Raw genomic sequence first — 22,805 nt, 5'->3', positions numbered from 1 at the left:
CGCGCGCCGGGCGCTTGAGCAATCTGAGGGCTCCGCGCCCGGCGCGCTTGCCCAACCCGAAACCGACCACTATCAACCCCAAGGACTCTCGTTATGAACGAGGGACGACCGGGGGGCAGGTCACCGCCCGCTATATCAACGGGCATCTGGGTGACATCGGCGTACTGGTGGTAGATCCGATGGATTTCAGCGCCTGGATGAAGGTCTGGCTCGACGGTGCATGGCACACCTTCGATCCACGCAACAACAAACCGCGAATCGGCCGGATCGTTGTGGCACGAGGACGCGATGCAACTGATGTGCCATTGATCAATTCATTCGGCCCTCATGTCCTGAAATCATTCCGCGTCTGGACTTACGAAGTGGCGCAATGAAAGGAGATTCGTGTCCCCGCGTCCCTTCCTCATCACCCGCGAGGCGGCTGGAAAGTGCATTCGCGCAAGCGGGTCAGATCGAAGTCATCCGGCCGATCCCCGCGGGCGTCTAGAGCCAATGTCAGCAAGTCGTGCATAGCTGCCCACTGCGGGGAAGGAATGGCGACGAGTGGCTTTCGATGGCGCAATGGCTACTGCCGACGCCACCGTGGTTTCTGACCTGCAAGCGCTCGGGCCGCGGTGCCGCAATGATGGGAAATGTCGTTTCGACGGTGTGCTCCAGCTTGGCACGACTTGGCGCTGGGAGGCGAATATGCCTATTCTGACGCCAAGCAAGAGCAGCAGACTAGAAATATGACGGACACAAGCCCGGATCAACAAGGCGCAGCCACCCGATTTTCTCGGCAAGACCCTTGGGTTCCCTCACGCATGGGTGGGTTTCATCTCGCCCTGTGGCAATTCCTGGCCACGTCCAGTCTGATTTTTGGCGCTTGGTATCTGTGGTGGCGCTGGACGGCATCTCTCAACTGGTCGGCGGCTTGGTTTTCAGTGCCGTTGCTGATCGCCGAGACAGCGGCTTTCCTTGGCTTGATCCTCTTCACGATCAACATCTGGTCGATACGCGACCCCAAGCGTGGTGCGTTGCCTGAGATATTCAGCGATACGGTCACAGACCAGGACAAGATCGACAGACCCATTGCTGTGGACGTTTTCTTCACGACGTATAACGAAGATGTCGAACTGGTCCGCCTTGGCTTGCGGGATGCGCGCAGGTTCGAATACCCCCATCCCATCGATTTGCGCGTTCATGTGCTGGATGACGGACGCAGGCCAGAGATGCAGCAGGTGGCTGCCGAAGAGGGTGCAAACTATATCACACGGTCCGACAATGTGGGTTACAAGGCCGGCAACCTGCGCAACGCAATGGAGGTCACCAGCGGCGATTTCGTGGTGATCTGCGATGCCGACACCCGGCCATTTCCGAATTTGCTGACCGAGACGCTGGGTTATTTCCGCGACCCCAAGGTCGCCTGGGTGCAGACGCCCCAATGGTTCTGGGACATTCCGCCGGGCGTGCCGCTGGCCGCATGGCTGGAGCGTCGTGCAGGGCGGCCGGGCCGATGGCTGGGCAACGGGCTTCAGCACATTCTTGGCCCGATGCGGATTGGTGAAGACCCTTTCGCCAACGATGCCCAGATGTTTTATGACGTGATCCTGCGCCGCCGGAACCGGGTGAACGCCAGCTTCTGCTGCGGTGCGGCCTCGGTCCATCGGCGCGAGGCGATCATGGAGGCATCAATCCGCGCCTGGGCGCTGGAAGTGGATGAAGCGCGGCGGGATCAGGGCAGGGCCATTCGCCGGGTCACCAAGGAAAAGGCGCTGTCAGATGAGCTGGTAAGTGCCGCGGCCATGACCAGCGTGCAGGACACCGATTTCACCCCGTTCAAGCTGCATGTCTCGGAAGACATCTACACCTCGATCATCCTGCATGAGGACCGCGAGCGGGGCTGGAAATCGGTGCTGCATCCGGTGGTCGTATCGCGGATGAAGTCGCCCAGCGACCTGTTGTCCTGGACGGTGCAGCGGTTCAAATATGCCGGAGGCACGCTGGACATTCTGCGCAACGACAACCCCATCCTGCGGCGCGGGCTGACCTTTGGTCAAAAGCTGATGTACGGCTCGACCTTCTATTCCTATCTGTCGGCGCTGTGGAACGTGGTTTTCATCATCGCGCCGGTCGTCTTCCTGCTGACCGGGATTGCACCGGTCGCCACTTATTCACTGGAATTTTTCCTGCATATCGTGCCGTTCCTGCTGCTGAACGAACTGGCGCAGCTGGTCGGGTTGTGGGGCACCGATACGATGAAGGGGCGGCGCTGGCATATCGCGATGTTCCCCTTGAACCTGTCGGCACTGTGGGCGGTTGCGCGGGGGCGTCGGATCAGCTTTCCAGTGACGCCGAAAGATCGTACCTCGGGGCGCTTCCTGCGGCTGGCGCGTTGGCAGATCGTCCTCAGTCTGGCGACCCTTGTGGGCTTGGTGGTGGGCTGGCTTGCCTATCTGGCGGGTACGCCGGGCTATTCTCTGGGTGCGATCATCGCCAACACGGTCTGGGGGTTGAACAACGTGCTGTCCATGCTGCCGATCATCCGGGCCGCCGTCTGGCAACCCGATCCTGTTCACGAATTGCCTATCATGGAGAGGTTCCGCAATGAGCCTGCGTGACGGACTGCTGAAGGCGCGGTCCCATATTGCCTGGATACTGGCGCTGGCGGTATCCACCGCTGTCATCGTCCGGCTGGAACAGCTGGAAGTCGGGCCGGGCCTGCCGGCGGGTGGGTCGGCGGGGGCCGCTGTGACCTCTGCGCTGACCGGACTGCACCGGCTGGCGGCTGCCGGTGATATGTCGCCCGAGACGGCTGCAGCATTGCTCATCGCGGCACAGAGCAACGCCGGGCTGACCCAGGTGGACATCAAGGCCCTGAAGGCGCGCGCAAAGGAGAACCCGGCCGTGGCCGAGATAATCGCCCCGCTCGGGCCGTGACGGGCGGCCCTAGCCTGCGCGGTTACGGCGCACCAGACGCAGCCGGGTCTGCCCCTTCTCGGTGCGATAGCTGACCTCATCGGACAGCGCGACCATCAGCGCCAAGCCACGCCCGCTTTCCGGCAGGGCGGCTATGTCGTTCTCATCGAATTCGAAGCTGTATCGCCCGGCAGCGTCAAGCAACTGGCGTGGGATCGGCGGTGCGCAATCGACAAGCTCGACCGATACTTCTCCGGGCTGGGTCGTGGCGTGGATCTGGATCTGCTCATCTTCTTCTGCCGCCCCATGAACGATGGCATTCGTCAGGGCCTCGACGAAGGCCAGCTCCAACTCCATCACATCGTCGGGCCGCAGCGCGGGGCGCGCAAGGGCAACCAGCCATTCAGTCGCCGGGGTGATCTGGTTACGATCACGCCTGACGATCAGATCGTGCCGTTCAGGGGACATCGCGGTGCTCCTAGGCCTGTGCCGCCGCGATGGCGGCGTCGCGCGTCGGGAAGATGCGGAAGACGCGATCCATCCGCGTAATGGCGAACAGCTTTTCAACTGACCCGGCAGCACCCGCGATATGCAGCGCGCCTAGCGGACCCAGCCGCTTGACGGTGGAGATGAGTGCCCCCAGAGCAGAGCTGTCCATGAATTCGACCCTCGTCAGGTCCAGCACAAAAGACTGCGCCCCGGCATCCACGGCATCCAGCAGCGTTTGCCTCAGTTCGGGCGCCTTGGCGGCGTCCAGTCGAGCCTCATCGATCTCAAAGACGGTCACGCCGTCCTGTTCATGCCTGCGTGCCAGCAACTTTGTCGTCTCCTTCCAGTATGACGATCGTCACATCGTCCTTGAATGTATCCTGATGATGCCAGTCGCGCAGCGCCCTCTCAATCTCTGCCAAAAGGGCGGCCGTCGGCATGTCGCGCTTTGCAGTCAGAAAATCTATCAGACGTTCCTCGGAAAATGGTTCGCCTTCTGAAGTTTCAAGGTCCATCACCCCGTCCGTCAGGGCAAGGAACCGGGTGCCAGAGGTAAAATCGAACGGAACCTCATCAAAGTCGGCATCAGGCAGAACGCCGATCGGAAGCCCGCCAGCCCCAAGGCGCACAAGAGTGTCGCCGGTCAGCAGGAAGGGGTGCGGGTGCCCTGCCTGAACCATGCGCCCGCGCGCGGCCAAGGGATCGATCTCGACCAGAAGCAAGGTAAAATAGGTCAGGCTTTCGGGCCAGGCGGCATTGATACTGGCGCACAATCCTGCAAGCGAGACGCCATCCCACTGCTCGATGGCCTTCCTGACCGCGTTGTGGGACACAACCGAAACAAGGGCTGCGGCGGTGCCGTGGCCGGCCACGTCGATCTGGAACATGATCACGCTGCCACCAGGGCTCGGAATGAAATCAAAGGTGTCGCCCGCCAGATAGTTCGAAGGCCTAAAGAAAGAGGCAAGCCTAACACCGTTGTGCTGGCGGCTGTCAGGCAGCAGGGACACCTGCACCAGCGCCGCCGCCTTCAGATCGTCGCGCATCAGTCGGTAGGTTTCAGAAAGGCGGGCATGAAGCGTCAGACGCTCCTTTTGCAGCCGCGCGCGGCGAACGGCGTTGATGCGGAAGACGCGCAGTGAATCCATCATTGCGTTGATCTCGGCCAGCCCGCGGCTGCTTGGAATGTCGATGTCCACATTCCCCTCGGCCAGCCGCAGCATCCGGTCGCGCATCAGTTCGACGGGGCGGATGACGCGTTCCAGTAGGACAAATGAAACCGTGCCCAAGGCTAGCACCGTCAACATCAGCGCGAGTGCCCAAGTGAACAAGCTGTCGGTCGCATCCCTCAGATGGGCATCAAGACGCTGCCGGACAAAGGCGCCAAGGTGTTCTTGCAGGGTCGCGATTTCGCCACGCGCTTTTGCGCTGGCCTGTTCCCACCGGCTGATCACCGCCGGACTTGCATTGCCGGTCGCACGCAAGATCCCGGTCAGTTCGGCTTCGCGCCGTCTGAAATCGGTTCGCACCGAAGTCATGACTTGCGCCACCTCACCCTGCAGGGCGGGGTTCAAGCTGCCCAGAAGCTCGTCAAGCAGTTCAAGTGCGACCTCGGATCTTGTTCGGTTGTGGTCAACTTCCAGCAGGATGTTCTGACGCACGTTCGGCCGGTTTGACAATTCTGCCGCCAGCAAGGGCTCATTGCTCTCGATATGGTCAAGCAAGGCAAGCAGATAGGTGCGCAATTGAAAGTTCGGCGCCAGTTCCTGATCGACGACATGAGAACCGGCCAGCAGTTGCAGTCGCAGCGCGCCAAGACGGTCGATCTGAAGAGACATGACGTCAAACCAGATACTGGCCTTCTGTGTTTTATCGGTTGAGGCGGCAGGCTCCTGCGAGGCCGCACGCCCAATTCCGACCGCGTGTGACAGAAAATTCAACGTTGAAATGCCGGTAGGGGCCGATGGCAAACCGGAGGATTCCAGACTGCTGCGCGCCTGTGCGATCAAACCGTTGGTCTTTTCTGCCAGACTCGCATCAATCGGGCCATCGGTCATCAGTGCCAGATATGTCGCACCACGCTCGGCATAAAGCGCGTCCAGCAGGGCAACGACCGGCGCCCTCACAGTCACCTGTGAAATCTGTCGCTGCGCCTCATCCCTGACTTGAAGCGCCTGCGTCAATTGCAGGGCGATCATTGAAAACAGGGCGACCCCCATAAGGAAGAACAGGGGGATCAGCAGCCGCTTGATCGTCATGACCGACGCTCTGGCTCGTGCATTTCGGGTCAGAGGGCCCCCCTTCTGCGATGGGCGCAATCTTTGGTTGTGCTGTGGACCATAGCATGAGGTCGCGGAAAGCTTTCCGATATTTGCAGGAAACCTGCAATACGCGTTCCCGTTTGTGTGAAAACGGCTATGAGAGGGGGGGGTTTTGTCGGGGTTGGGGTACACGGATTGGAATATCCGGTCGGAGAAAATGAGGCACGGCGCCTGCGCGTGCTGCGCGACAGCCGGATACTGGCATTGGCGAATTCGCCGGAACTGGATCAACTATGTCAGGAGGCCCGAGCCCGCTTTGACGTGCCCATCGCGCTGATCAGCCTTCTGGAAGAGGATGTGCAACACATCTTCGCCCGGCAGGGTCTGGAGGCCACCTCTACGCCGCGCGGGCAGGCCTTTTGCAACTATACGATTCTTGCCAGTTCAACCTTCGTCGTCAGCAACGCGTCAGACGATGCGCGGTTCCGGGACCATCCGATGGTGACTGGTTCGCCAAACATCCGTTTTTATGCCGGGGCACCGCTGATCTATCTGGAAGCGATCCACCTAGGAGCGTTCTGCCTGATCGATCATAAGCCGCGAGAATTCAGCCTAGGACAGCGTGCCGAACTGGAAAGCTTTGCCGACCGGGCGGTAAGTGAATTCATCAGCCTCGCAGGGGGTATTGCGATCACGCTGGACAACAATCCAAGCGATTCAAGATAGTCTTGGCTTTCCGCGCCGATACGCTGGAACGGTTGGCCGAAGGCGATGCCTTTGCAGCCCTTGGCCTGACCCGCCGCGACGCCCTCTGGGCCGCTCACGCGCTTCGGTCGTCAAAGCTGCTGCCGATGTTCGGAGCGAATGGCGAGGGAGTGACGAAAACCAGCGTGCTCCTGCCGCAGATGACATTCGGTCAGGAGGTGATCGATGCCTCTCGCGCCCGGCGCCTGTCACTGCGTGCGCATCCGATGAACGTCTTCGGCCAGGCATGACCGAGAGCCTGCCCCATTGTCGCATGCCAGAGGCCCGGGGGGCATCACCATCACCGGCCTGATCATCGCTCGCCGGCGGCCGGGCGCAGCGTCAGGCGTGATCTTCCTGACGCTGGAGGACGAGACCGGCACCGCAAGCGTGGTGATCTGTCGCAATATCTAAGGCGCCTTCCGCAAAGCGGTGATCGCAGGTCGGCTCCTGCGCGTCACGGGCCGGATCGAGCGCGATGGCTAGGTCACCCATCTGATCGCTGATCGGGTCGAAGACCTGTCACTCCTCGCCACCAGCTCTTACGCTGCCCGTTCGCGGTCGATAGAACAGACGCGATCCCAGACGCGCCCAGGATCAGCAATTTCGAGATCAAAGACAGTCTCCAGTATCTCGGCCAAATGATCTGCGCTTGTGATGCTTTTCTCGCTGAAGCTGACATTCGTCACGTGCCGGAGGCTATGATTCTGCAACGCAACATAACCATCATTGGTGTGCCGCATCACCGCAAGCGCTTGGGTGAAGGGCGAGCCGGCGTCCGTCATCAACCACCCGTGTGCTGCCGCAATCGCTTTCTCGTCGGTGTGATCGGGACGGAAATCCATGCTTCTTGCAACGCCTAGGGCGTGGTTGTTGAAACGCATCCAGCCGTCCCCCGACCGGGTAATCGAGAATTCCAATCCGCGCTGGCTGAACTGAGATTCCATCATTGGTACCGGCTCGACAATCGCATCGCCGATACCGACCTCTGCGAGATACGGAAGATCAATATCTACACGCAGGCCCAAGTGGTTGCCGATCGCCACATCTCCGAGGATGGCTCGATTGACGCCGCCGCAGAGGCGCGTAACTGAAAATCCCAAAGCAGAGAGCGCGGCACCGAACAGGCCATTCATCTCATAGCACCACCCACCACGCCGTCCATCGACCATTTTGGTGAAGGCTGCCTGCGGCGATACTCCTGAGGGCCAATTCATAAAGGCATCCAGGGCCTCCCATGTGAAGGCCATGAGGTGGGCACGGTGCAGTTCCTTGAGGCTTTGGAGGTCGAGGGCTCGCGGGCGATCCAACCCGATCCGAGCAAGATAGGCGTCGAGCTGTACGTCGGTAAGTGTCGCGCTGTCGTCCTTAGATGTGATTTTGGACATCCTTCAGTTTCCTTTCATGTGGCCGTATAGACGGTTCCGATGATGTTTCATCTGCGGTCCCCCCCTTTCATTTTTGAGATCACTTGCCGATGATCTGCCATCGGGGAGGCGTGGCGCCCGTATAGCGGGGTTCCAAAACCGTATTTCCTAAAAGGATGTGCAAGCGGCGGTAGATATCTTAAAACTTTGCTAACAAATGGTTCGTTCATGCGGTCATTAAAGCGAGAGGGTGAACATGCGGCTTGATGACAGGCTCATGGATTTCTTCCAGCGGCCCCTCATGTGCATCATCGCCAGTGCAGACCGGACCGGTCAGCCGGCGGCAGGGCGAGGCGTCGGCTTCGAACTGCTCGATGACCGTGAGACCATTGATGTCATCTTTTCCGGCTGGCAGTGGCCCCGCATGGAACAATCGATCCGCGAGACTGGAAAGTTTACGGCTACCTTCGTCAGCCCTTCTGACTATGTCACATTTCAGCTCAAGGGATCTGCAACGATGCGTGGGACAGAAGCATCAGATATCCCCCACGCAGACCACTTCATTGCCGCGGCGACCGCGGCACTTTGCTCCCTCGGCGTTCCTCCACACATGATTGCATCATGGTTGACGGTGCGCGACGCGCGGGTGGTGCGGCTTTCTGTCCGTGAAGTTTACGTCCAGACCCCCGGACCTCTTGCCGGGATGTTGACGGATGTGGTGTCGCCATGAGACCGCGCCTCGCCGATCTTTCAGCCTGTTTCGAAGGTGTGATCCCATCGATCATCGCCACTGCCGCCGCGGATGGAATGCCGAACGTCTCGTACCTCTCCCATGTCATCCGGATTGGTGACGAACATGTGGCATTGTCCAACCAATTCTTTGCCAAGACCGCGGCAAACGTGCGGGCAAATCCCAAGGTAACTCTTATCCTTGTCGACGGGCTGACGGGCGACCAATACCTGCTCGACGTCAGTTTCGTGCGGTCCGTCGACGCCGGATACGTGTTCGAGAAGATTGCACGCCAGCTTAAGGCGACCAGCGCACAACTCGGCATGGCGGACGTGATGCGTCTGAAGAGCGCCGACATTTTCCGTGTCGCCGCAATCGAAAAAGTTCCTGCCCCCATTAACGACCCTGCGTCGTCTCCGGATCGTCAAGCGGTTGATCTTGTGGTGCTTTCAGACACCGTCAGCGCGATAGACCGGCAGGTAGACCCAGGTGGGATCATTGACAGCCTGCTCGAAGGTGTGCGGCGCATATTCGGTTACGAGCATGCGCTTGTTCTTATCCGCGAGGACGTTTCAGGCACCCTGACCACCATGGGCAGCATCGGTTACGCAAGGTCCGGGCTGGGATCGGAGATTTCAGACAGCGAGGGCTTGATCGGCACGGCAGCTAGGAGCGGAGAAGCGATCAAGGTCAATGACATGAGCCGTCTGCGTCGGTTTGGCGAAGCCATCGCGCTCAATAGCGACGCCGCGGAAAACAGCACCCGCGCCATCGCCTTTCCGGACCTTCCGACCGCCAATAGCCAGATCGCCGTTCCGATGGTCTTTCGTGGCGCGGTGCTAGGCGTACTTTTCGTGGAGAGCGAGGCCAGACTTGCGTTCAGAGAAGAGGACGAAGCGGCCCTGCTTATCCTTGCAACTCAGGCAGCCAGCGCTCTTCGCGCGAGCGAGAGGGAGGCGGCGCAGACCGTGCCCGTCCCTGTGCCACCGCTTCCCGCCACGATTGCGGGTCGGGGCGTGCATGTGATCCACCACAGGTATGACGACAGCATATTCATCGACGGCACCTACATCGTAAAGGGTATCGCGGGCGCGCTTCTCCGACTTATTCTTGAATGGCACCTAAACGAGGGCCGGAACGTGTTCACGAACCGTGAAATGCGGCTTGCGGCGGGGCCGCGCCTTCCAGAGATAAAAGACAATCTCGAAACCAGACTGCTTCTCCTTCGCCGCCGCCTGGAGGAAAAGGGTGCTGCGCTTCGGATCGTTCGGGTCGAGCGTGGGCGCCTGCGGCTGGAAGCAGAAGGCCCGATCACACTAAAGGTAGCGGGCGAGTAGATGGCACTGCTGCTGGCAGCGGGCCTGATGAGGAGTCCAGGCAGGCATTTTAGGAAACTCATAGGAATTCGGGCCTTAGGTTAAGGAACATTTAGGATGCCGCCGGGTCGCCGTCGATCTACACCGACGCATCGATGAACCAACGAGGCATCATCCATGTTCAATCTTCGCAGCATAGCGCCGCTCGTCTATCTGGTGGTTTCCTTGGCAGGAGCAGCCGTCGCCGAAGAAACGCCCATCGAGCGGGGCGCTTATCTGGTCACCATTGCCGGATGCGGTGACTGCCACACGCCCGGCCATTTTCTCGGCCAGCCCGACCAAAGCCGGCTCTTGGGAGGTTCCGACGTCGGATTCGAAATCCCAGGATTGGGTACGTTCTACGGACCTAACTTGACACCGGACGCCAAGACCGGCCTTGGCAACTGGACTGAAGCCGAGATCATGACGGCCCTCACAACTGGAGTTCGGCCCGATGGGCGCCAGTTGGCCCCTGCGATGCCCTGGATGAGTTACGCCAACCTTGCCACGCAAGATGTGCATGCGATCACAGCATACTTGAAATCGCTTCCTGTAGTGTCCAACAAAGTTATCGGGCCGTTTGGGCCAAGTGAAACGGTGCAGGGCTTCGTAATGCGCGTTATCCCGCCCGGCGGGTGACCAGCGGCACGGCGTAGATCGTGGTTGCCCGACCTTGTTGCGCGTTCGTTATTGGTTATATTGAATACGCAGACAGCAATCGGAGTTGGCCAATGTCCCGGACCACGACCATGACCGTCCGTGTCGGCGGCGCCCTGAGTGATTTCGTCGCCGCCAACGTCGGCGACGAAGGCTCGTATGAGAACGTCAGCGAATACATCCGCGATCTGATCCGTCGCGACAAGGAACGGGCGGAAGCCGAGGCTTTCGGCCGTCTGAAGGCCGAGCTAGCCCATGCCTTCGCGGTACCCGAGGACAGTTATCAACCCCTAACCGCTGCCGAAGTCATCGCCCGCAACCGGACATGACCGGATGGCTGGGGTCCGCATACAGGCGGGCGCGTCGCTGCGCCTAGATGGGATCTACCGTTACACACGGGATCGATGGGGGATCGAACAGGCAGACCGCTACATCATCGGACTGTTCGCCGCTTTTGATCGAGTCGCCTCGCATGGCGTCGCCTCGAAGCCTGTTCCGGCCGAGTTCGGCGTCGATGGGTTCTTCTTCCGCTACGAGCATCACATGGTCCATTGGCGCAAGTTGTCCAACGGCGACATCGGCATCGTGACGATCCTGCATGAACGGATGCACCGGATTGACCGTTTCCGTGAGGATTTCGCCTGATATCCAAGTAAGACCATAGTGTTGCCTGCTCTGAATTTCACAGCCGCCTTGCAGGCATAGTCAATGGTCGCCAGAAAAGGTTGGCCCGTAGCCCACCCCTCCGCCGCAATATTCCCGACTCAACCACCTGACTTCGCAGCCGTTTGGGGTTGGCTTTGTCTAGCGGAATCAGCCCGGCTCCTGCGCCATCAGGTCAGTCAGGCCCTGCCCTTCGAGGATCAGCAGGTCGTAGTCGCCGCGCGGGGCAAAGCCGTGGCGGGCGTAAAAGGCGCGTGCCGAGGCGTTGTGTCGGTCCAGCATCAGGGTCAGGAACCCGGCCTCCCATGCGCGGGCATCGGCGATCACTTCGGTCAGAAGGGTGCGGCCAAGGCCAAGGCCGCGCGCCGCGGGGCGCACGAAGATGTCTTGCAGCATGATTCCCGGTCGCCCGCGCAGGGTCGAAAAATCGGGATAGTAAAGGGCAAAGCCTAGCGCTTCGGCCCCGCGTTCTGCCAAAAGGCAATGAAACAGCGTGAAGGGGCCAAAGCCATAGCGCTCCAACGCCTCTGGCCCGGCTTGTAACGTCTCGTCATGGTGGCTGGCCTGTTCTTGCAGCAAAGACTGGATGGCGGGCACATCGGCCCGCGTGGCGCGCCGGATCAGCGGAGTTTCTGGCATGATGGTGCCCTTTCCCTGTTCGGCCCAGCATCGCATCCCCGACTGCAAAGGGCCAGTGCCCGGACGCCCCCCCGCCAAGGCCCGCAACCTGTTGACAACACTTCGCGAAAGTTGCCCAATTGGTCAAGAACGTGTGAGTCTGCTGTCACGCCTTCGTAAACAACATAAAAACAGGGAGTTAGACATGAGCTTTGAACCTGCCCTGCGCCGGGTTGGCGCCGCTGCGATGGCAGCCCTGCTGCTGGGCGCGGCCCCGACAGCCCTTCTGGCCGAAACGCCTGCCGATACTTTGGTCATTGCCGATGCAATTGACGACATTGTTTCACTGGACCCGGCGGAGGCCTATGAATTCTCGGGCCTTGATGTGGTCAACAACCTTTACAACGGGCTGATCGAGCTGGACCCGACCAAACCGGGAGAGCTGGTGCCCGGCCTGGCCGAGAGCTGGACGGTGTCGGAAGACGGGCTGACCTATTCGTTCAAGATCAAGGCGGGCCTGATGTTCGCCTCGGGCAACCCGGTGACGGCCGATGATGCCGCCTACTCGCTGCAACGCGTGGTCAAGCTGGACAAGACGCCTGCCTTCATCCTGAACCAGTTCGGCTGGACCAAAGACAACGTGGATCAGATGGTCACCGCCTCTGGCGATACGCTTACCCTAAAAACCGACAAGAAATACGCGCCGACGTTCCTTTATAACTGCCTGACGGCAGGCGTTGCCTCGATCGTGGACAAGAAGCTGCTGGAAGAAAACGCGACCGATGGCGACATGGGCTATGCCTATCTGGCCACCGGCACCGCCTCTGCCGGAACCGGCGCCTATGTGCTGAAAAGCTACAAGCCCAAGGAAGGTTATCTGCTGGAAGCCAATGCCAATGCCGCCGTGTTCAAGCCGGTACTGGCAAAGGTGCTGATGCGCCATGTGCCCGAGGCCGCCACCGAGCGGCTGATGCTGGAAAAGGGCGATATCGACATTTCGCGAGAGCTGACCCCGGTTGACGTCGAAGGCATGGCCGGAAATGCCGAGGTCAAGATCCAGCAGGACGTTGGCGGCCAGATTTTCTATCTGTCGTTCAACCAGAAGAACGAGAACTACAAGAACGAGAAGTTCCTTGATGCGATGCGCTGGTCCATCGACTATCAGGGCATGGCCGATACCATCCTGAAGGGTGCGATGGTGCCGCATCAGGCCTTCCTGCCCAAAGGCTATCTGGGTGCCTTGGAAGATCTGCCCTACAAGCTGGACGTGGAAAAGGCCAAGGGCCTCTTGGCGGAAAGCGGCATCAAGGACCCGACGATCACGCTGGATGTGCGCAACGCATCCGACCGCATGGAAATGGCGCAGTCGATCCAGAACACCTTTGGTCAGGTTGGCATCAAGGTAGAGCTGAACATCGGGGACGGTGCCGAACAGCTCAAGCGCTACCGTGCGCGCCAGCATGACGGCACCCTGCAAAGCTGGGGTCCGGACTATCCCGATCCGCAGACCAACGCCGGGTCGTTCGCCTGGAACAACGACAACACGGACGAGGCGAAGGTGGGCACCCTTGCCTGGCGCAATGCCTATGACCCCGGCCCGCTGAACGCTGCCGTCGATGCCGCCGTGCAGGAAGGTGACGCGGCCAAGCGCAAGGCGATGTATGAAGAGATGCAGAAAACGCACCGCGAAACCTCTCCCTTCATCGTCATGTTCCAGATCGGCTATCAGACCGGCACGCTCGCCAATCTGTCCGGCTTCTATACCGGCGGGGCGACCGACTCGGCCGCCTACTGGACCGTGACCAAGTAAGACCATGGGGCGCCGGTTCGGTCCGGCGCCCCGTACTCCGATGGCAGACACATCCGATTACACCGCCCCGTCGCGGGTTGGCATCCTCGCCCGGCAATCCGCCGGGGTGCTGATCTCGCTGGCCTTCACCTTTCTTGGCCTGCTGCTGGTCACCTTCATCATTGCCCGTGTCGTGCCAATCGACCCGGTGCTGTCGATTCTGGGCGACCGCGCGACCGAGGCGCAGATCGCGGCAGAGCGCACGCGGCTGGGCCTCGACAAGCCAATGATCGAACAGTTCGGCATCTATCTTTGGCAGGCCGTTCATGGCGATCTGGGGGTATCGATCCGCACCAAGCAGCCCGTCATCAGCGAAATCGCGCAATATTTCCCTGCGACGCTGGAGCTGGCAACGCTGGGCACGTTGGTGGGGGTGTTGCTGGGCGTGCCTGCAGGTGTGCTAGCGGCAACCAAGCCGGGCAGTTGGGCCGACCAGATTGTGCGGCTGATCGGGCTTATGGGTTATTCGATGCCGGTCTTCTGGCTGGGCCTGATGGGGCTCTTGCTGTTTTACGGCGTGCTGGATTGGGTTGGCGGGCCGGGGCGGCTGGATGCGGCCTATGACATGATGTTCCAGTTCGAGGTGACGGCCCACACCGGCATGATCCTGATCGACACTGCCCTTGCCGGTCGCTGGGATATGTTTTCCAATGCGATCAGCCACATCATCCTGCCGGCCAGCCTGCTGGGCTATCTGTCGATGGCCTATATCAGCCGTATGACCCGCAGTTTCATGATGAACGAGCTGGGTCAGGAATATATCACCACCGCCCGCGTCAAGGGCATGCCCGAACGCCGGGTAATCTGGGTTCACGCCATGAAGAACGTCATGGTGCCGCTGATTACTGTCGTCGCCCTGTCCTATGCCTATCTCCTGGAGGGCGCTGTTCTGACCGAGACAATCTTTGGCTGGCCCGGACTGGGCGCCTATATCACCGATGCCCTGCTGGTCGGTGACATGCCGTCGGTTCTGGGCGGCACCATTGTGGTCGGAGCCTGCTATATCGGGCTGAACATGGTCTCTGACCTCCTGTACAAGCTGGTCGATCCGAGGGCGCGCACATGACCACCCTGACCGCATGGCTGCGCGACCCGTCGCCAACCTCTCGCCGTCAGGCCCGGCTGGGTCAGGCCTATCTGGCCTGGCTGCGGCTGAAACGGAACCGGCTGGCGATGATCGGCCTTGCCATTGTGGCGCTGCTGATCATCGTTGCCGCACTGGCGCCATGGATCGCCCCGCATGACCCGATCACCCAAGCCCTGCGCGAACGCCTGCAACCGCCGCTGACGCCGGGGCACATTCTGGGCACCGATGATTTCGGCCGCGATATCCTGTCGCGCCTGATCGTCGGCAGCCGGATCACCCTGTTCATCATCGCGCTGGTCGCCGTCACAGCCCCGGTGTTCGGCCTGATCATCGGCACGGTCGCAGGCTATTTCGGCGGCTGGACAGATGAAATCCTGATGCGGATCACCGACATCTTTCTGGCCTTCCCCAAACTGATCCTCGCGCTGGCGCTGGTTGCCGTGCTGGGGCCGGGGATGGAGAATGCCGTGCTGGCCATCGCCATCACCTCCTGGCCACCCTATGCCCGCGTCGCGCGGGCCGAGACGCTGACGGTGCGCAATTCCGACTATATCGCCGCCGTACGGTTGCAGGGCGCTGGCGCGGCGCGGATCATCTGGGGCCATATCATGCCGATGTGCATCCCCTCGGTCATCATCCGCGTCACGCTGGATATGGCGGGCGTGATCCTGATCGCCGCCGGTCTGGGCTTTCTTGGCCTTGGCGTGCAGCCGCCGATGCCGGAATGGGGCGCAATGATCTCGGCGGGCCGCAAATACCTGTTCGAACAATGGTGGGTCGCCACCATGCCGGGCATGGCCATTTTCATCGTCTCGCTGGGCTTCAACCTGCTGGGCGACGGTTTGCGCGATGTGCTTGACCCAAGGAATTCGGGAAAATGACCCTGCTTTCGGTGAAAAACCTGCGCGTAACCTTTGATACCGAGGCGGGCGTGGTCGAGGCGGTGCGCGGCGTGTCGTTCAGCCTTGGCCGCGAACGCCTTGGCATCGTGGGCGAATCCGGCTCAGGCAAGACGCAAACCGGCCGCTCCGTTCTGCGGCTGATCCGCCCGCCGGGGCGGATTGAGGCAGATGCGATGACTTTCGACGGCATCGACCTGATGAAAGCCTCCGAGCGCGACATGCGCGCCCTGCGTGGTCCGCGCATCGCCATGGTGATGCAAGACCCGAAATACTCGCTGAACCCCGTCATGCGTGTGGGCGAACAATTGATGGAGGGCCTGCGCCAGCGCGACGGCATGGGGAAAAAGGAAGCCCACGCCAAGGCGATCGAGGCGCTGGCCGCCGTGCAGATCCGCGACCCTGAACGCGTGATGGACGCCTGGCCGCATGAGCTGTCGGGCGGTATGGGCCAGCGGGTGATGATCGCGATGATGCTGATCCCCAACCCCGACCTGCTGATTGCGGATGAGCCGACCAGCGCCTTGGATGTGACCGTTCAGGCCGAGGTTCTGTCGATCCTCGATAACCTCGTGCGCACCCGTGGCATGGGGCTGATCTTCATCAGCCACGACCTGCGCCTCGTGTCGCGCTTTTGTGACCGGGTGCTGGTGATGTTCAAGGGCAAGGTGGTTGAAGAACTGCCCGCCCGCGATCTGATGAAGGCGCAACATCCCTATACCCAAGGCTTGCTGAACTGCCTGCCCCGCATCGGTGGCCCCCGCGAACCGCTGCCCGCCCTTGACCGCAACGCAGCCTGGGCGAACTGACATGGCCTTGATTGAAATCGACACCCTCTCCGTCACCTTCACCGCCAAGGGCCGCCCGGTCCGCGCCGTCAAGGGCGTGTCGCTGAACGTGGCGCAAGGCGAAAGCTATGGTTTGGTCGGCGAAAGCGGGTCGGGCAAATCCACCATCCTGCGCGCGATCTGCGGCCTTGCACCCGTGTCGGGCGGCACGATCCGCATCGGCGGCCAGCCCCTGCCCCACCCGCGCGGGCCTGCCTTCAGCCGCCAGGTGCAGATGGTGTTCCAAGACCCCTACGCCAGCCTGCACCCCCGCCACACCATTGACCGCACCCTGTCGGAACCTCTTGCCATCCACGGCATCGGCAACACCGACCAACGGGTGACGCAGGCTTTGAACGACGTGGGCCTGCCGCCGAACTTCCGTTTCCGCTTCCCGCATCAGCTTTCCGGCGGCCAGCGACAGCGCGTCGCCATCGCCCGCGCCCTGATGCTGGAACCCTCGATCCTGCTCTTGGATGAACCCACCAGTGCCCTTGATGCCAGCGTTCAGGCCGAAACCCTGAACCTCCTCAACCGCCTGCGCGCCGAACGGGGCCTGACCTTCCTGATGGTCAGCCACGACCTTGCCGTGATCGACCATATGTGCGACCGGATTCTGGTGATGCAGCACGGCCAAGCGGTCGAAGAACTGCCGAGAGAGGCGCTGGCCCGCGCCGAAATGAAAACCGACTATGCCCGCAGCCTGTTTGCCGCCAGTGCAGACCGCATGCTTGGCGCCTGAAAGGACCACCATGATCCCCGTATTCGATGGTCACAATGACCTCCTTCTTCGCCTGCACAACGCCCCCGAAAAGCGCGCGGAAATCTGGCTGACCGGCGAAGACAAGGGCCACCTTGACCTGCCACGCATGAAGGCGGGTGGCTTTGCGGGCGGCTTTTTCGCCATCTACATCCCCTCGCCGCACAAGGATTACGGCACCGATTACATGGCCGCGATGGAAAACCCGCCCTTCCGCCTGCCCCTGCCCGACCTGATCGACCATCACGCGGCCCAACCCGTCGCCCTGTCGATGGCCGGGCATCTGCGCTGGATGGAGCGCGCCTCGGACGGCGCCTTCAAGGTCTGCACCACGGTGGCAGAGCTGCGCGATTGCCTCACCAAGGGCGTCATCTCCGGCATCATGCACATGGAGGGCGCCGAGGCGATCGGCCCTGACCTCGACGCGCTTTACCTTTATTACGACATGGGCCTGCGCAGCATCGGCCCGGTCTGGTCGCGCCCGACCGTCTTTGGCCACGGCGTGCCCTTTGCCTTCCCGTCCTCGCCCGACACCGGCGACGGACTGACCGACACGGGCAAGGCGCTGGTCAAGGCCTGCAACAAGCTGAAAATCATGATCGACCTCAGCCACATCACCGAAAAGGGCTTCTGGGATGTCGCCAAACATTCCGACGCCCCCTTGGTTGCCACCCATTCCAACGCCCATGCTGTCACGCCATCCTCGCGCAACCTGACCGACAAGCAACTGGCCGCGATCCGCGAGTCGGGTGGCATGGTCGGCCTGAACTATGCCACCTCGTTCCTGCGCCGCGATGGCAAACAATCGGCAGATATGGATTGGACCGACGTTCTGGTCCACCTCGACCATCTGCTGGAAAAGCTGGGAGAGGACCACCTTGGCCTCGGCTCCGACTATGACGGCGCGACCATCCCACAAGGCATCACCGATGTCGCGGGCCAGCAAAACCTTGTGCAGGCGATGCGCGACCACGGCTATGGCGACGCCCTTTTGCATAAAATCTGCCACGAAAACTGGTTCCGCCTGCTTGGGGCAACCTGGGGGGCATAACCCCATGCGATTTGCCCTTCTGCAAATACTCCGGGGGTGAGGGCCATCGGCCCGAGGGGGCAGCGCCCCCTCCCTTCCCCTGACCCAAAAGCCACAAGCGTTTTTGCAACCCCACCAACCCCTTGGGTTTCGCTGGACCGGCCCGCACGACATTTGCTATGGTTCCATAAAACGGGGCGCTACGACCCCGAAACCTGAGGCACCATGGCGTTTCCAGAGCGGTTTTTGAACCTGCCCGATTATGCGTTTCCGCGCCTGCGGAAGCTGCTCGATTCCCACAAACCGGGGGGCGAGCCTGTTGCCATGACCATTGGCGAGCCGACGCATCCGATGCCGGATTTCGTCGGGCCGATCCTGGCTGCCAACCTTTCGGGCTTCGGCGTCTACCCGCCGAATGACGGCACGCCGGAATTGTTGACCGCGATTTCCGGTTGGATCGCGCGGCGCTATGGCGTGAATGTCACCGAAAACCGCCTGATGGCGCTGAACGGCACGCGAGAGGGGCTGTTCAACGCCCTTGTCGCCCTGTCGCCCGAAACCAAGAACGGCCAGCGCCCCGTCGTGCTGATGCCGAACCCGTTTTATCAGGTTTACGCCGTCGCCGCGCTGACCGTGGGGGCCGATCCGGTCTATGTGCCCGCAATCGCCGCCAATGGCTTTCTGCCCGATTATGCCAGCCTGCCACCCGATGTGCTGAACCGGGTAACGGCGGCCTATATCTGCTCGCCCGCGAACCCGCAGGGTGCTGTGGCAAGCCGGGAGTATTGGGCGAACCTGCTGGCTTTGGCCGAAAAGCACGATTTCATCCTCTTTGCCGATGAATGCTATTCCGAGATCTGGCGCACAGCCCCGCCGCCCGGCATCCTGCAAGTGGCTGCGGAAACCGGCGCCAACCCCGAACGGGTGTTCAGCTTTCATTCGCTGTCGAAACGGTCGAACCTGCCCGGCCTGCGCTCTGGCTTTGTCGCCGGTGGCCCGCTGGGCATTGCGCAAATCCGCAAGTTGCGCAGTTTTGCCGGTGCCCCCCTGCCCCTGCCGATCCAGCGGGTCAGCGAGGCGGCCTGGGCAGATGAGGCGCATGTGCAGGCCAGCCTTGCGCTCTACCACGAGAAATTCGCCATCGCGGCGCAGGTCTTTTCCGGCCTGCAAGGGTTTGACCTGCCCGAAGGCGGGTTTTTCCTGTGGCTGCCGGTCGAGGATGGTGAGGCGGCCGCGCTGCGGCTGTGGCGCGAAACGGGCGTTCGGGTGTTGCCCGGCGCCTATCTTTCGCGCGACGTGAACGGTGAAAACCCCGGCAAGGGGTATATCAGGGTCGCCTTGGTGGCCCCAAAGCAAGAAATGCAGCGCGGGCTGATCACGCTCCGCGACTGCCTCTATTGAGGGACAGGCAGAATGGCATCTTATCAGGTTCGGCAGCGCGATCCGCTTCTTGATCAGAACACCCAAGCCATGCTGGAAAAGCGGGGCCGGGAACTGCTGGGCCTTGGCCTGTTGCTGGCGGGTCTTGCGTTCTTCATCATGCTTTGGAGCTATTCGCCCGACGATCCGGGCTGGATGGTCGCCTCGGACAAGCCGGTTTCCAATGGGTTGGGCAAGTTCGGCGCGGCGCTGTCTTCGACCCTTGTCATCATCGGTGGCAAGGGGGCCTGGGGCATTCCGTTCGTGCTGTTCGCTTGGGGCCTGCGGTTCGTGATGCACCGGGGCGCTGACCGGGTTGTCAGCCGCATGGTCTTTGCGGTGATCGCAGTTGCCATGGGGTCGGTCTATGCCGCAACGCTGGTGCCGGGCGTGGAATGGACACATTCCTTTGGCTTGGGCGGGCTGTTCGGCGATACGGTTCTGGGGGCCATTCTGGGCGTTGTGCCGGGGGGCGCGGGCATCGGCCTGAAGATCGCCTCGGCCGGGTCGGGGCTGACGCTGGTTGTGCTGATGCTTTATGTGATGGGCTTTGATCTGGTTGAGATCCGGGCACTGTTCGCCTTTTTGATGCACAGCCTGATCTATGCCTATTCCATGGCACTGGGGGCTGCGGGCAAGGGGGCGGGCCGCGCCGCCGTTGCCTTGCAGGACCGCCGGGCGGCACAGCTTGCCGCGCAAACCGCGCGCTATGAACCCAGCCGTGCCGAACCTGCCACCGCGCGTGGCAGTGTGGTGCGCCGGTCTCCGCCGGTTCTGGGCGGGGATGTGGTTACGGATTCTGCCGGCTGGGGCCGCCCCGCCACCTTGCGGGCCGACCAACGCTATGCCGAACCCTTGGCAGAGGCACCGCAATACGCTCCGCCGCGCGAAAAAGCGGGCCTCCTGGCGCGTATGCCCGCCCTGATGCGCCGCGTGGTCGAGCCTGAGCCGGAACTGGTGGAGCCGATGCTGCACACCGGCGACGATTTTGATGATTACGCCCCCGATGACGACCGTATCCGCGCCCGCATCACCGATGTGGTGCGTGCCCGCACCCGCACCCCAGCGGCTGACCTGAACCCGATTTCCGCCGCCGTGCAGCGCCATGAGCCGAGCCTGTCGCGCCCACGCGGCCCCGTGCCGCTGATCGCCGACACGCGTCGCCCGCTGCCAGCCACGGCCTCGGCACACCTGCCTGCCCCCGGCCTGCGGGCCGAGCCGCCGGTTCTAGCGCGCGCGCCCCTGACCCCGGCAACCGAGGCTGCGACCGCCGCCGCAATGGCTGCGGCCAACGCCGCCCTGCAAAGCCTGTCGCGCGCCGTGCCGCCGGTCACCCCGCCCCGCCCCGCATCGGGCCCCGCCAATGTGTTCACCCATGTCGAGGAAGACGAGGGTGCCGAAGACTGGCAGCCGATGGATGACTGGAGTGCGGGTGCCGATCTGGAGCCCGATTACGACCCGACGCCGATCAGCGCGCGCACTGGCACCACCGAACCGAAACGCGCGATGGTGCAGCACCCGGCCAAAAAGGTAGCGGCCCCCTCGCGTCAGGCGATGGCCGAGGCGCAGCCCCGCCTGCGGTTTGAAGATCAGGTCAGCCAGACCTATGAACTGCCGCCCCTGTCGCTGCTGGCCAGCCCCGCCAGCATCCAGCGCCATTCCCTGTCGGATGAAGCGTTGGAAGAAAACGCCCGCATGCTGGAAAACGTGCTGGATGATTACGGCGTCAAGGGCGAGATCGTTTCCGTCCGCCCCGGCCCCGTTGTCACGATGTATGAGCTGGAACCCGCGCCCGGCCTGAAAGCATCCCGCGTGATCGGCCTTGCCGATGATATCGCGCGGTCGATGTCGGCCCTGTCGGCCCGTGTCTCGACCGTTCCAGGGCGTTCGGTCATCGGGATCGAACTGCCGAACGTCCACCGCGAAAAGGTCGTGCTGCGCGAGATCCTGTCGGCCCGCGACTTTGGCGACAGCAACCTGCGCCTGCCGCTGGCCCTGGGCAAGGACATCGGCGGCGACCCGATCGTGGCCAACCTTGCCAAGATGCCCCACCTGCTGATCGCGGGCACCACCGGCTCGGGCAAGTCGGTGGCGATCAACACCATGATCCTGTCGCTGCTTTACAAGCTGACGCCAGAGGAATGCCGGTTGATCATGATCGACCCCAAGATGCTGGAACTTTCTGTCTATGACGGCATCCCGCATCTGCTCTCGCCCGTCGTCACCGACCCGAAAAAGGCGGTCGTCGCCCTGAAATGGGTCGTGGGCGAGATGGAAGAGCGCTATCGCAAGATGTCCAAGATGGGCGTGCGGAACATCGAAGGTTACAACGGCCGCGTGCGCGAAGCCCTGTCCAAGGGCGAGATGTTCAAGCGCACCATCCAGACCGGGTTTGACGAAGATACCGGCGAACCCGTGTTCGAAACCGATGAATTCGCGCCGGTCGCCCTGCCCTATATCGTTGTGATCGTTGACGAAATGGCCGACCTGATGATGGTTGCGGGCAAGGAGATCGAGGCCTGCATCCAGCGTCTTGCCCAGATGGCCCGCGCATCGGGTATTCACCTGATCATGGCCACCCAACGCCCATCGGTTGACGTGATCACCGGCACGATCAAGGCCAACTTCCCCACCCGGATTTCCTTTCAGGTGACGTCAAAGATCGACAGCCGCACCATCCTTGGCGAACAGGGGGCCGAGCAACTGCTGGGCATGGGCGACATGCTGTACATGGCCGGTGGTGGTCGGATCAGCCGTATCCACGGGCCGTTCGTGTCGGACGAAGAGGTTGAGGAAATCGTCAACCACCTGAAGAGCTTCGGCCCGCCCAGCTATATGTCGGGTGTGGTGGAAGGTCCGGATGAGGACTCGGCTTCCGACATCGACGCGGTTCTGGGCCTTGGCGGCGGCGAGGGTGGCGAGGATGCGCTTTACGATCAGGCGGTGGCGATTGTCGCCAAGGATCGCAAATGCTCGACCAGTTACATCCAGCGCAAACTGGGCATCGGCTATAACAAGGCCGCGCGTCTGGTCGAACAGATGGAAGAAAACAGCGTCGTCACCCCGGCAAACCATGTGGGCAAGCGCGAGATTCTGATCCCCGAAGCGTAACCCCCTGCCGTCCCCACCGGGGGCGGCAAACCGGAGGCCAA

General features: G+C 61.8%; 23 protein-coding genes and 1 pseudogene. 19 read left to right on the top strand and 5 right to left on the bottom strand.

The annotated features are described in order from the left end of the window. Window positions 1-119 precede the first annotated feature (119 nt). The 3 genes and pseudogenes from JI744_RS10440 to JI744_RS10430 form a co-directional block, all read left to right on the top strand. A pseudogene (locus tag JI744_RS10440) lies at window positions 120-374 on the top strand (transglutaminase family protein); the annotation flags it as partial. A gap of 429 nt (window positions 375-803) precedes the next feature. Then, window positions 804-2,600, top strand: a complete 1,797-nt coding sequence (locus JI744_RS10435) for a glycosyltransferase (RefSeq protein ID WP_202660425.1) — start codon at window positions 804-806, stop codon at window positions 2,598-2,600. Next, window positions 2,587-2,919 (top strand): hypothetical protein, encoded by a 333-nt coding sequence (locus tag JI744_RS10430; protein WP_202660417.1) that lies wholly within the window; start codon window positions 2,587-2,589, stop codon window positions 2,917-2,919. The genes JI744_RS10435 and JI744_RS10430 overlap by 14 nt, the downstream gene beginning before the upstream one ends. Before the next feature lie 9 nt (window positions 2,920-2,928). Here the strand turns inward: JI744_RS10430 and JI744_RS10425 are convergent, their stop codons facing one another. From JI744_RS10425 to JI744_RS10415, 3 genes are read right to left on the bottom strand one after another with little or no spacing between them, the layout of a single operon-like run. Beyond that, window positions 2,929-3,366: an ATP-binding protein gene (locus JI744_RS10425; protein ID WP_202660415.1), complete on the bottom strand. Its 438-nt coding sequence runs from the start codon at window positions 3,364-3,366 to the stop codon at window positions 2,929-2,931. A gap of 10 nt (window positions 3,367-3,376) precedes the next feature. Then, window positions 3,377-3,715, bottom strand: coding sequence for an STAS domain-containing protein (locus JI744_RS10420; protein WP_202660413.1), 339 nt, complete (start codon window positions 3,713-3,715; stop codon window positions 3,377-3,379). Next, the gene (locus tag JI744_RS10415; protein ID WP_202660411.1) at window positions 3,696-5,645 is read right to left on the bottom strand and encodes a PP2C family protein-serine/threonine phosphatase; all 1,950 of its coding nucleotides are present in this window, start codon (window positions 5,643-5,645) and stop codon (window positions 3,696-3,698) included. Before JI744_RS10415 ends, JI744_RS10420 begins: the two co-directional genes overlap by 20 nt. Window positions 5,646-5,843: 198 nt before the next feature. Here JI744_RS10415 and JI744_RS10410 point away from each other — a divergent pair, with 198 nt between their 5' ends. The 3 genes from JI744_RS10410 to JI744_RS10400 are packed head-to-tail and all read left to right on the top strand — an operon-like array spanning window position 5,844 to window position 6,806. Continuing rightward, complete coding sequence (locus JI744_RS10410) at window positions 5,844-6,374, top strand: GAF domain-containing protein (RefSeq protein ID WP_202660409.1); 531 nt, start codon at window positions 5,844-5,846, stop codon at window positions 6,372-6,374. A 2-nt stretch (window positions 6,375-6,376) separates the two neighbouring features. Continuing rightward, window positions 6,377-6,643 carry a hypothetical protein gene (locus JI744_RS10405; RefSeq protein ID WP_202660407.1) on the top strand — a complete coding sequence of 89 codons (267 nt, stop codon included), beginning with the start codon at window positions 6,377-6,379 and terminating at the stop codon, window positions 6,641-6,643. A 16-nt stretch (window positions 6,644-6,659) separates the two neighbouring features. Then, the gene (locus tag JI744_RS10400) at window positions 6,660-6,806 is read left to right on the top strand and encodes a hypothetical protein (protein WP_202660405.1); all 147 of its coding nucleotides are present in this window, start codon (window positions 6,660-6,662) and stop codon (window positions 6,804-6,806) included. A gap of 128 nt (window positions 6,807-6,934) precedes the next feature. Here the strand turns inward: JI744_RS10400 and JI744_RS10395 are convergent, their stop codons facing one another. Beyond that, on the bottom strand, window positions 6,935-7,780 hold the full coding sequence (locus JI744_RS10395) for an arylamine N-acetyltransferase family protein (RefSeq protein ID WP_202660403.1): 846 nt from the start codon (window positions 7,778-7,780) through the stop codon (window positions 6,935-6,937). Window positions 7,781-8,015: 235 nt separating this feature from the next. Between JI744_RS10395 and JI744_RS10390 the strand changes: the two genes are divergently transcribed. From JI744_RS10390 to JI744_RS10370, 5 genes are all read left to right on the top strand, one after another. Then, window positions 8,016-8,489 carry a pyridoxamine 5'-phosphate oxidase family protein gene (locus tag JI744_RS10390; protein WP_202660401.1) on the top strand — a complete coding sequence of 158 codons (474 nt, stop codon included), beginning with the start codon at window positions 8,016-8,018 and terminating at the stop codon, window positions 8,487-8,489. Beyond that, complete coding sequence (locus JI744_RS10385) at window positions 8,486-9,826, top strand: GAF domain-containing protein (RefSeq protein WP_202660399.1); 1,341 nt, start codon at window positions 8,486-8,488, stop codon at window positions 9,824-9,826. The genes JI744_RS10390 and JI744_RS10385 overlap by 4 nt, the downstream gene beginning before the upstream one ends. Before the next feature lie 156 nt (window positions 9,827-9,982). Continuing rightward, window positions 9,983-10,483 (top strand): c-type cytochrome, encoded by a 501-nt coding sequence (locus JI744_RS10380; RefSeq protein WP_202660397.1) that lies wholly within the window; start codon window positions 9,983-9,985, stop codon window positions 10,481-10,483. Between the two features lie 92 nt (window positions 10,484-10,575). After that, on the top strand, window positions 10,576-10,830 hold the full coding sequence (locus JI744_RS10375; RefSeq protein ID WP_202660395.1) for a ribbon-helix-helix domain-containing protein: 255 nt from the start codon (window positions 10,576-10,578) through the stop codon (window positions 10,828-10,830). A 4-nt stretch (window positions 10,831-10,834) separates the two neighbouring features. Then, window positions 10,835-11,146, top strand: coding sequence for a type II toxin-antitoxin system RelE/ParE family toxin (locus JI744_RS10370; RefSeq protein WP_202660393.1), 312 nt, complete (start codon window positions 10,835-10,837; stop codon window positions 11,144-11,146). A gap of 168 nt (window positions 11,147-11,314) precedes the next feature. Here the strand turns inward: JI744_RS10370 and JI744_RS10365 are convergent, their stop codons facing one another. Next, complete coding sequence (locus JI744_RS10365; protein ID WP_202660391.1) at window positions 11,315-11,803, bottom strand: GNAT family N-acetyltransferase; 489 nt, start codon at window positions 11,801-11,803, stop codon at window positions 11,315-11,317. Window positions 11,804-11,987: 184 nt separating this feature from the next. Between JI744_RS10365 and JI744_RS10360 the strand changes: the two genes are divergently transcribed. The 8 genes from JI744_RS10360 (at window position 11,988) to JI744_RS10325 (ending at window position 22,764) form a co-directional block, all read left to right on the top strand. Beyond that, window positions 11,988-13,592: an ABC transporter substrate-binding protein gene (locus JI744_RS10360; RefSeq protein WP_202660389.1), complete on the top strand. Its 1,605-nt coding sequence runs from the start codon at window positions 11,988-11,990 to the stop codon at window positions 13,590-13,592. A gap of 40 nt (window positions 13,593-13,632) precedes the next feature. Further along, the gene (locus JI744_RS10355; RefSeq protein ID WP_202660387.1) at window positions 13,633-14,697 is read left to right on the top strand and encodes an ABC transporter permease; all 1,065 of its coding nucleotides are present in this window, start codon (window positions 13,633-13,635) and stop codon (window positions 14,695-14,697) included. Beyond that, on the top strand, window positions 14,694-15,599 hold the full coding sequence (nikC, locus tag JI744_RS10350) for a nickel transporter permease (protein ID WP_202660385.1): 906 nt from the start codon (window positions 14,694-14,696) through the stop codon (window positions 15,597-15,599). The genes JI744_RS10355 and nikC overlap by 4 nt, the downstream gene beginning before the upstream one ends. Further along, entirely contained in the window at window positions 15,596-16,426 is an 831-nt protein-coding gene (locus JI744_RS10345) for an ABC transporter ATP-binding protein (RefSeq protein ID WP_202660383.1), read from the top strand. Before nikC ends, JI744_RS10345 begins: the two co-directional genes overlap by 4 nt. Window position 16,427: 1 nt before the next feature. Further along, window positions 16,428-17,186 carry an ABC transporter ATP-binding protein gene (locus tag JI744_RS10340; protein WP_202660382.1) on the top strand — a complete coding sequence of 253 codons (759 nt, stop codon included), beginning with the start codon at window positions 16,428-16,430 and terminating at the stop codon, window positions 17,184-17,186. 10 nt (window positions 17,187-17,196) lie between these two features. Beyond that, a complete protein-coding gene (locus JI744_RS10335; protein ID WP_202660381.1) occupies window positions 17,197-18,255 on the top strand; it encodes a dipeptidase in 1,059 nt (352 codons plus the stop codon). A gap of 204 nt (window positions 18,256-18,459) precedes the next feature. Continuing rightward, window positions 18,460-19,635 (top strand): aminotransferase class I/II-fold pyridoxal phosphate-dependent enzyme, encoded by a 1,176-nt coding sequence (locus JI744_RS10330; RefSeq protein WP_202660380.1) that lies wholly within the window; start codon window positions 18,460-18,462, stop codon window positions 19,633-19,635. A gap of 12 nt (window positions 19,636-19,647) precedes the next feature. Beyond that, entirely contained in the window at window positions 19,648-22,764 is a 3,117-nt protein-coding gene (locus tag JI744_RS10325; RefSeq protein WP_202660376.1) for a DNA translocase FtsK, read from the top strand. The last annotated feature ends 41 nt before the right edge of the window (window positions 22,765-22,805 follow it).

The organism is Fuscibacter oryzae (assembly GCF_016765795.1).
Taxonomy (GTDB): domain Bacteria; phylum Pseudomonadota; class Alphaproteobacteria; order Rhodobacterales; family Rhodobacteraceae; genus Fuscibacter; species Fuscibacter oryzae.
The sequence above is the reverse complement of the archived record's forward strand: the minus strand, read 5'-3'. Positions and strand labels throughout refer to the sequence as shown.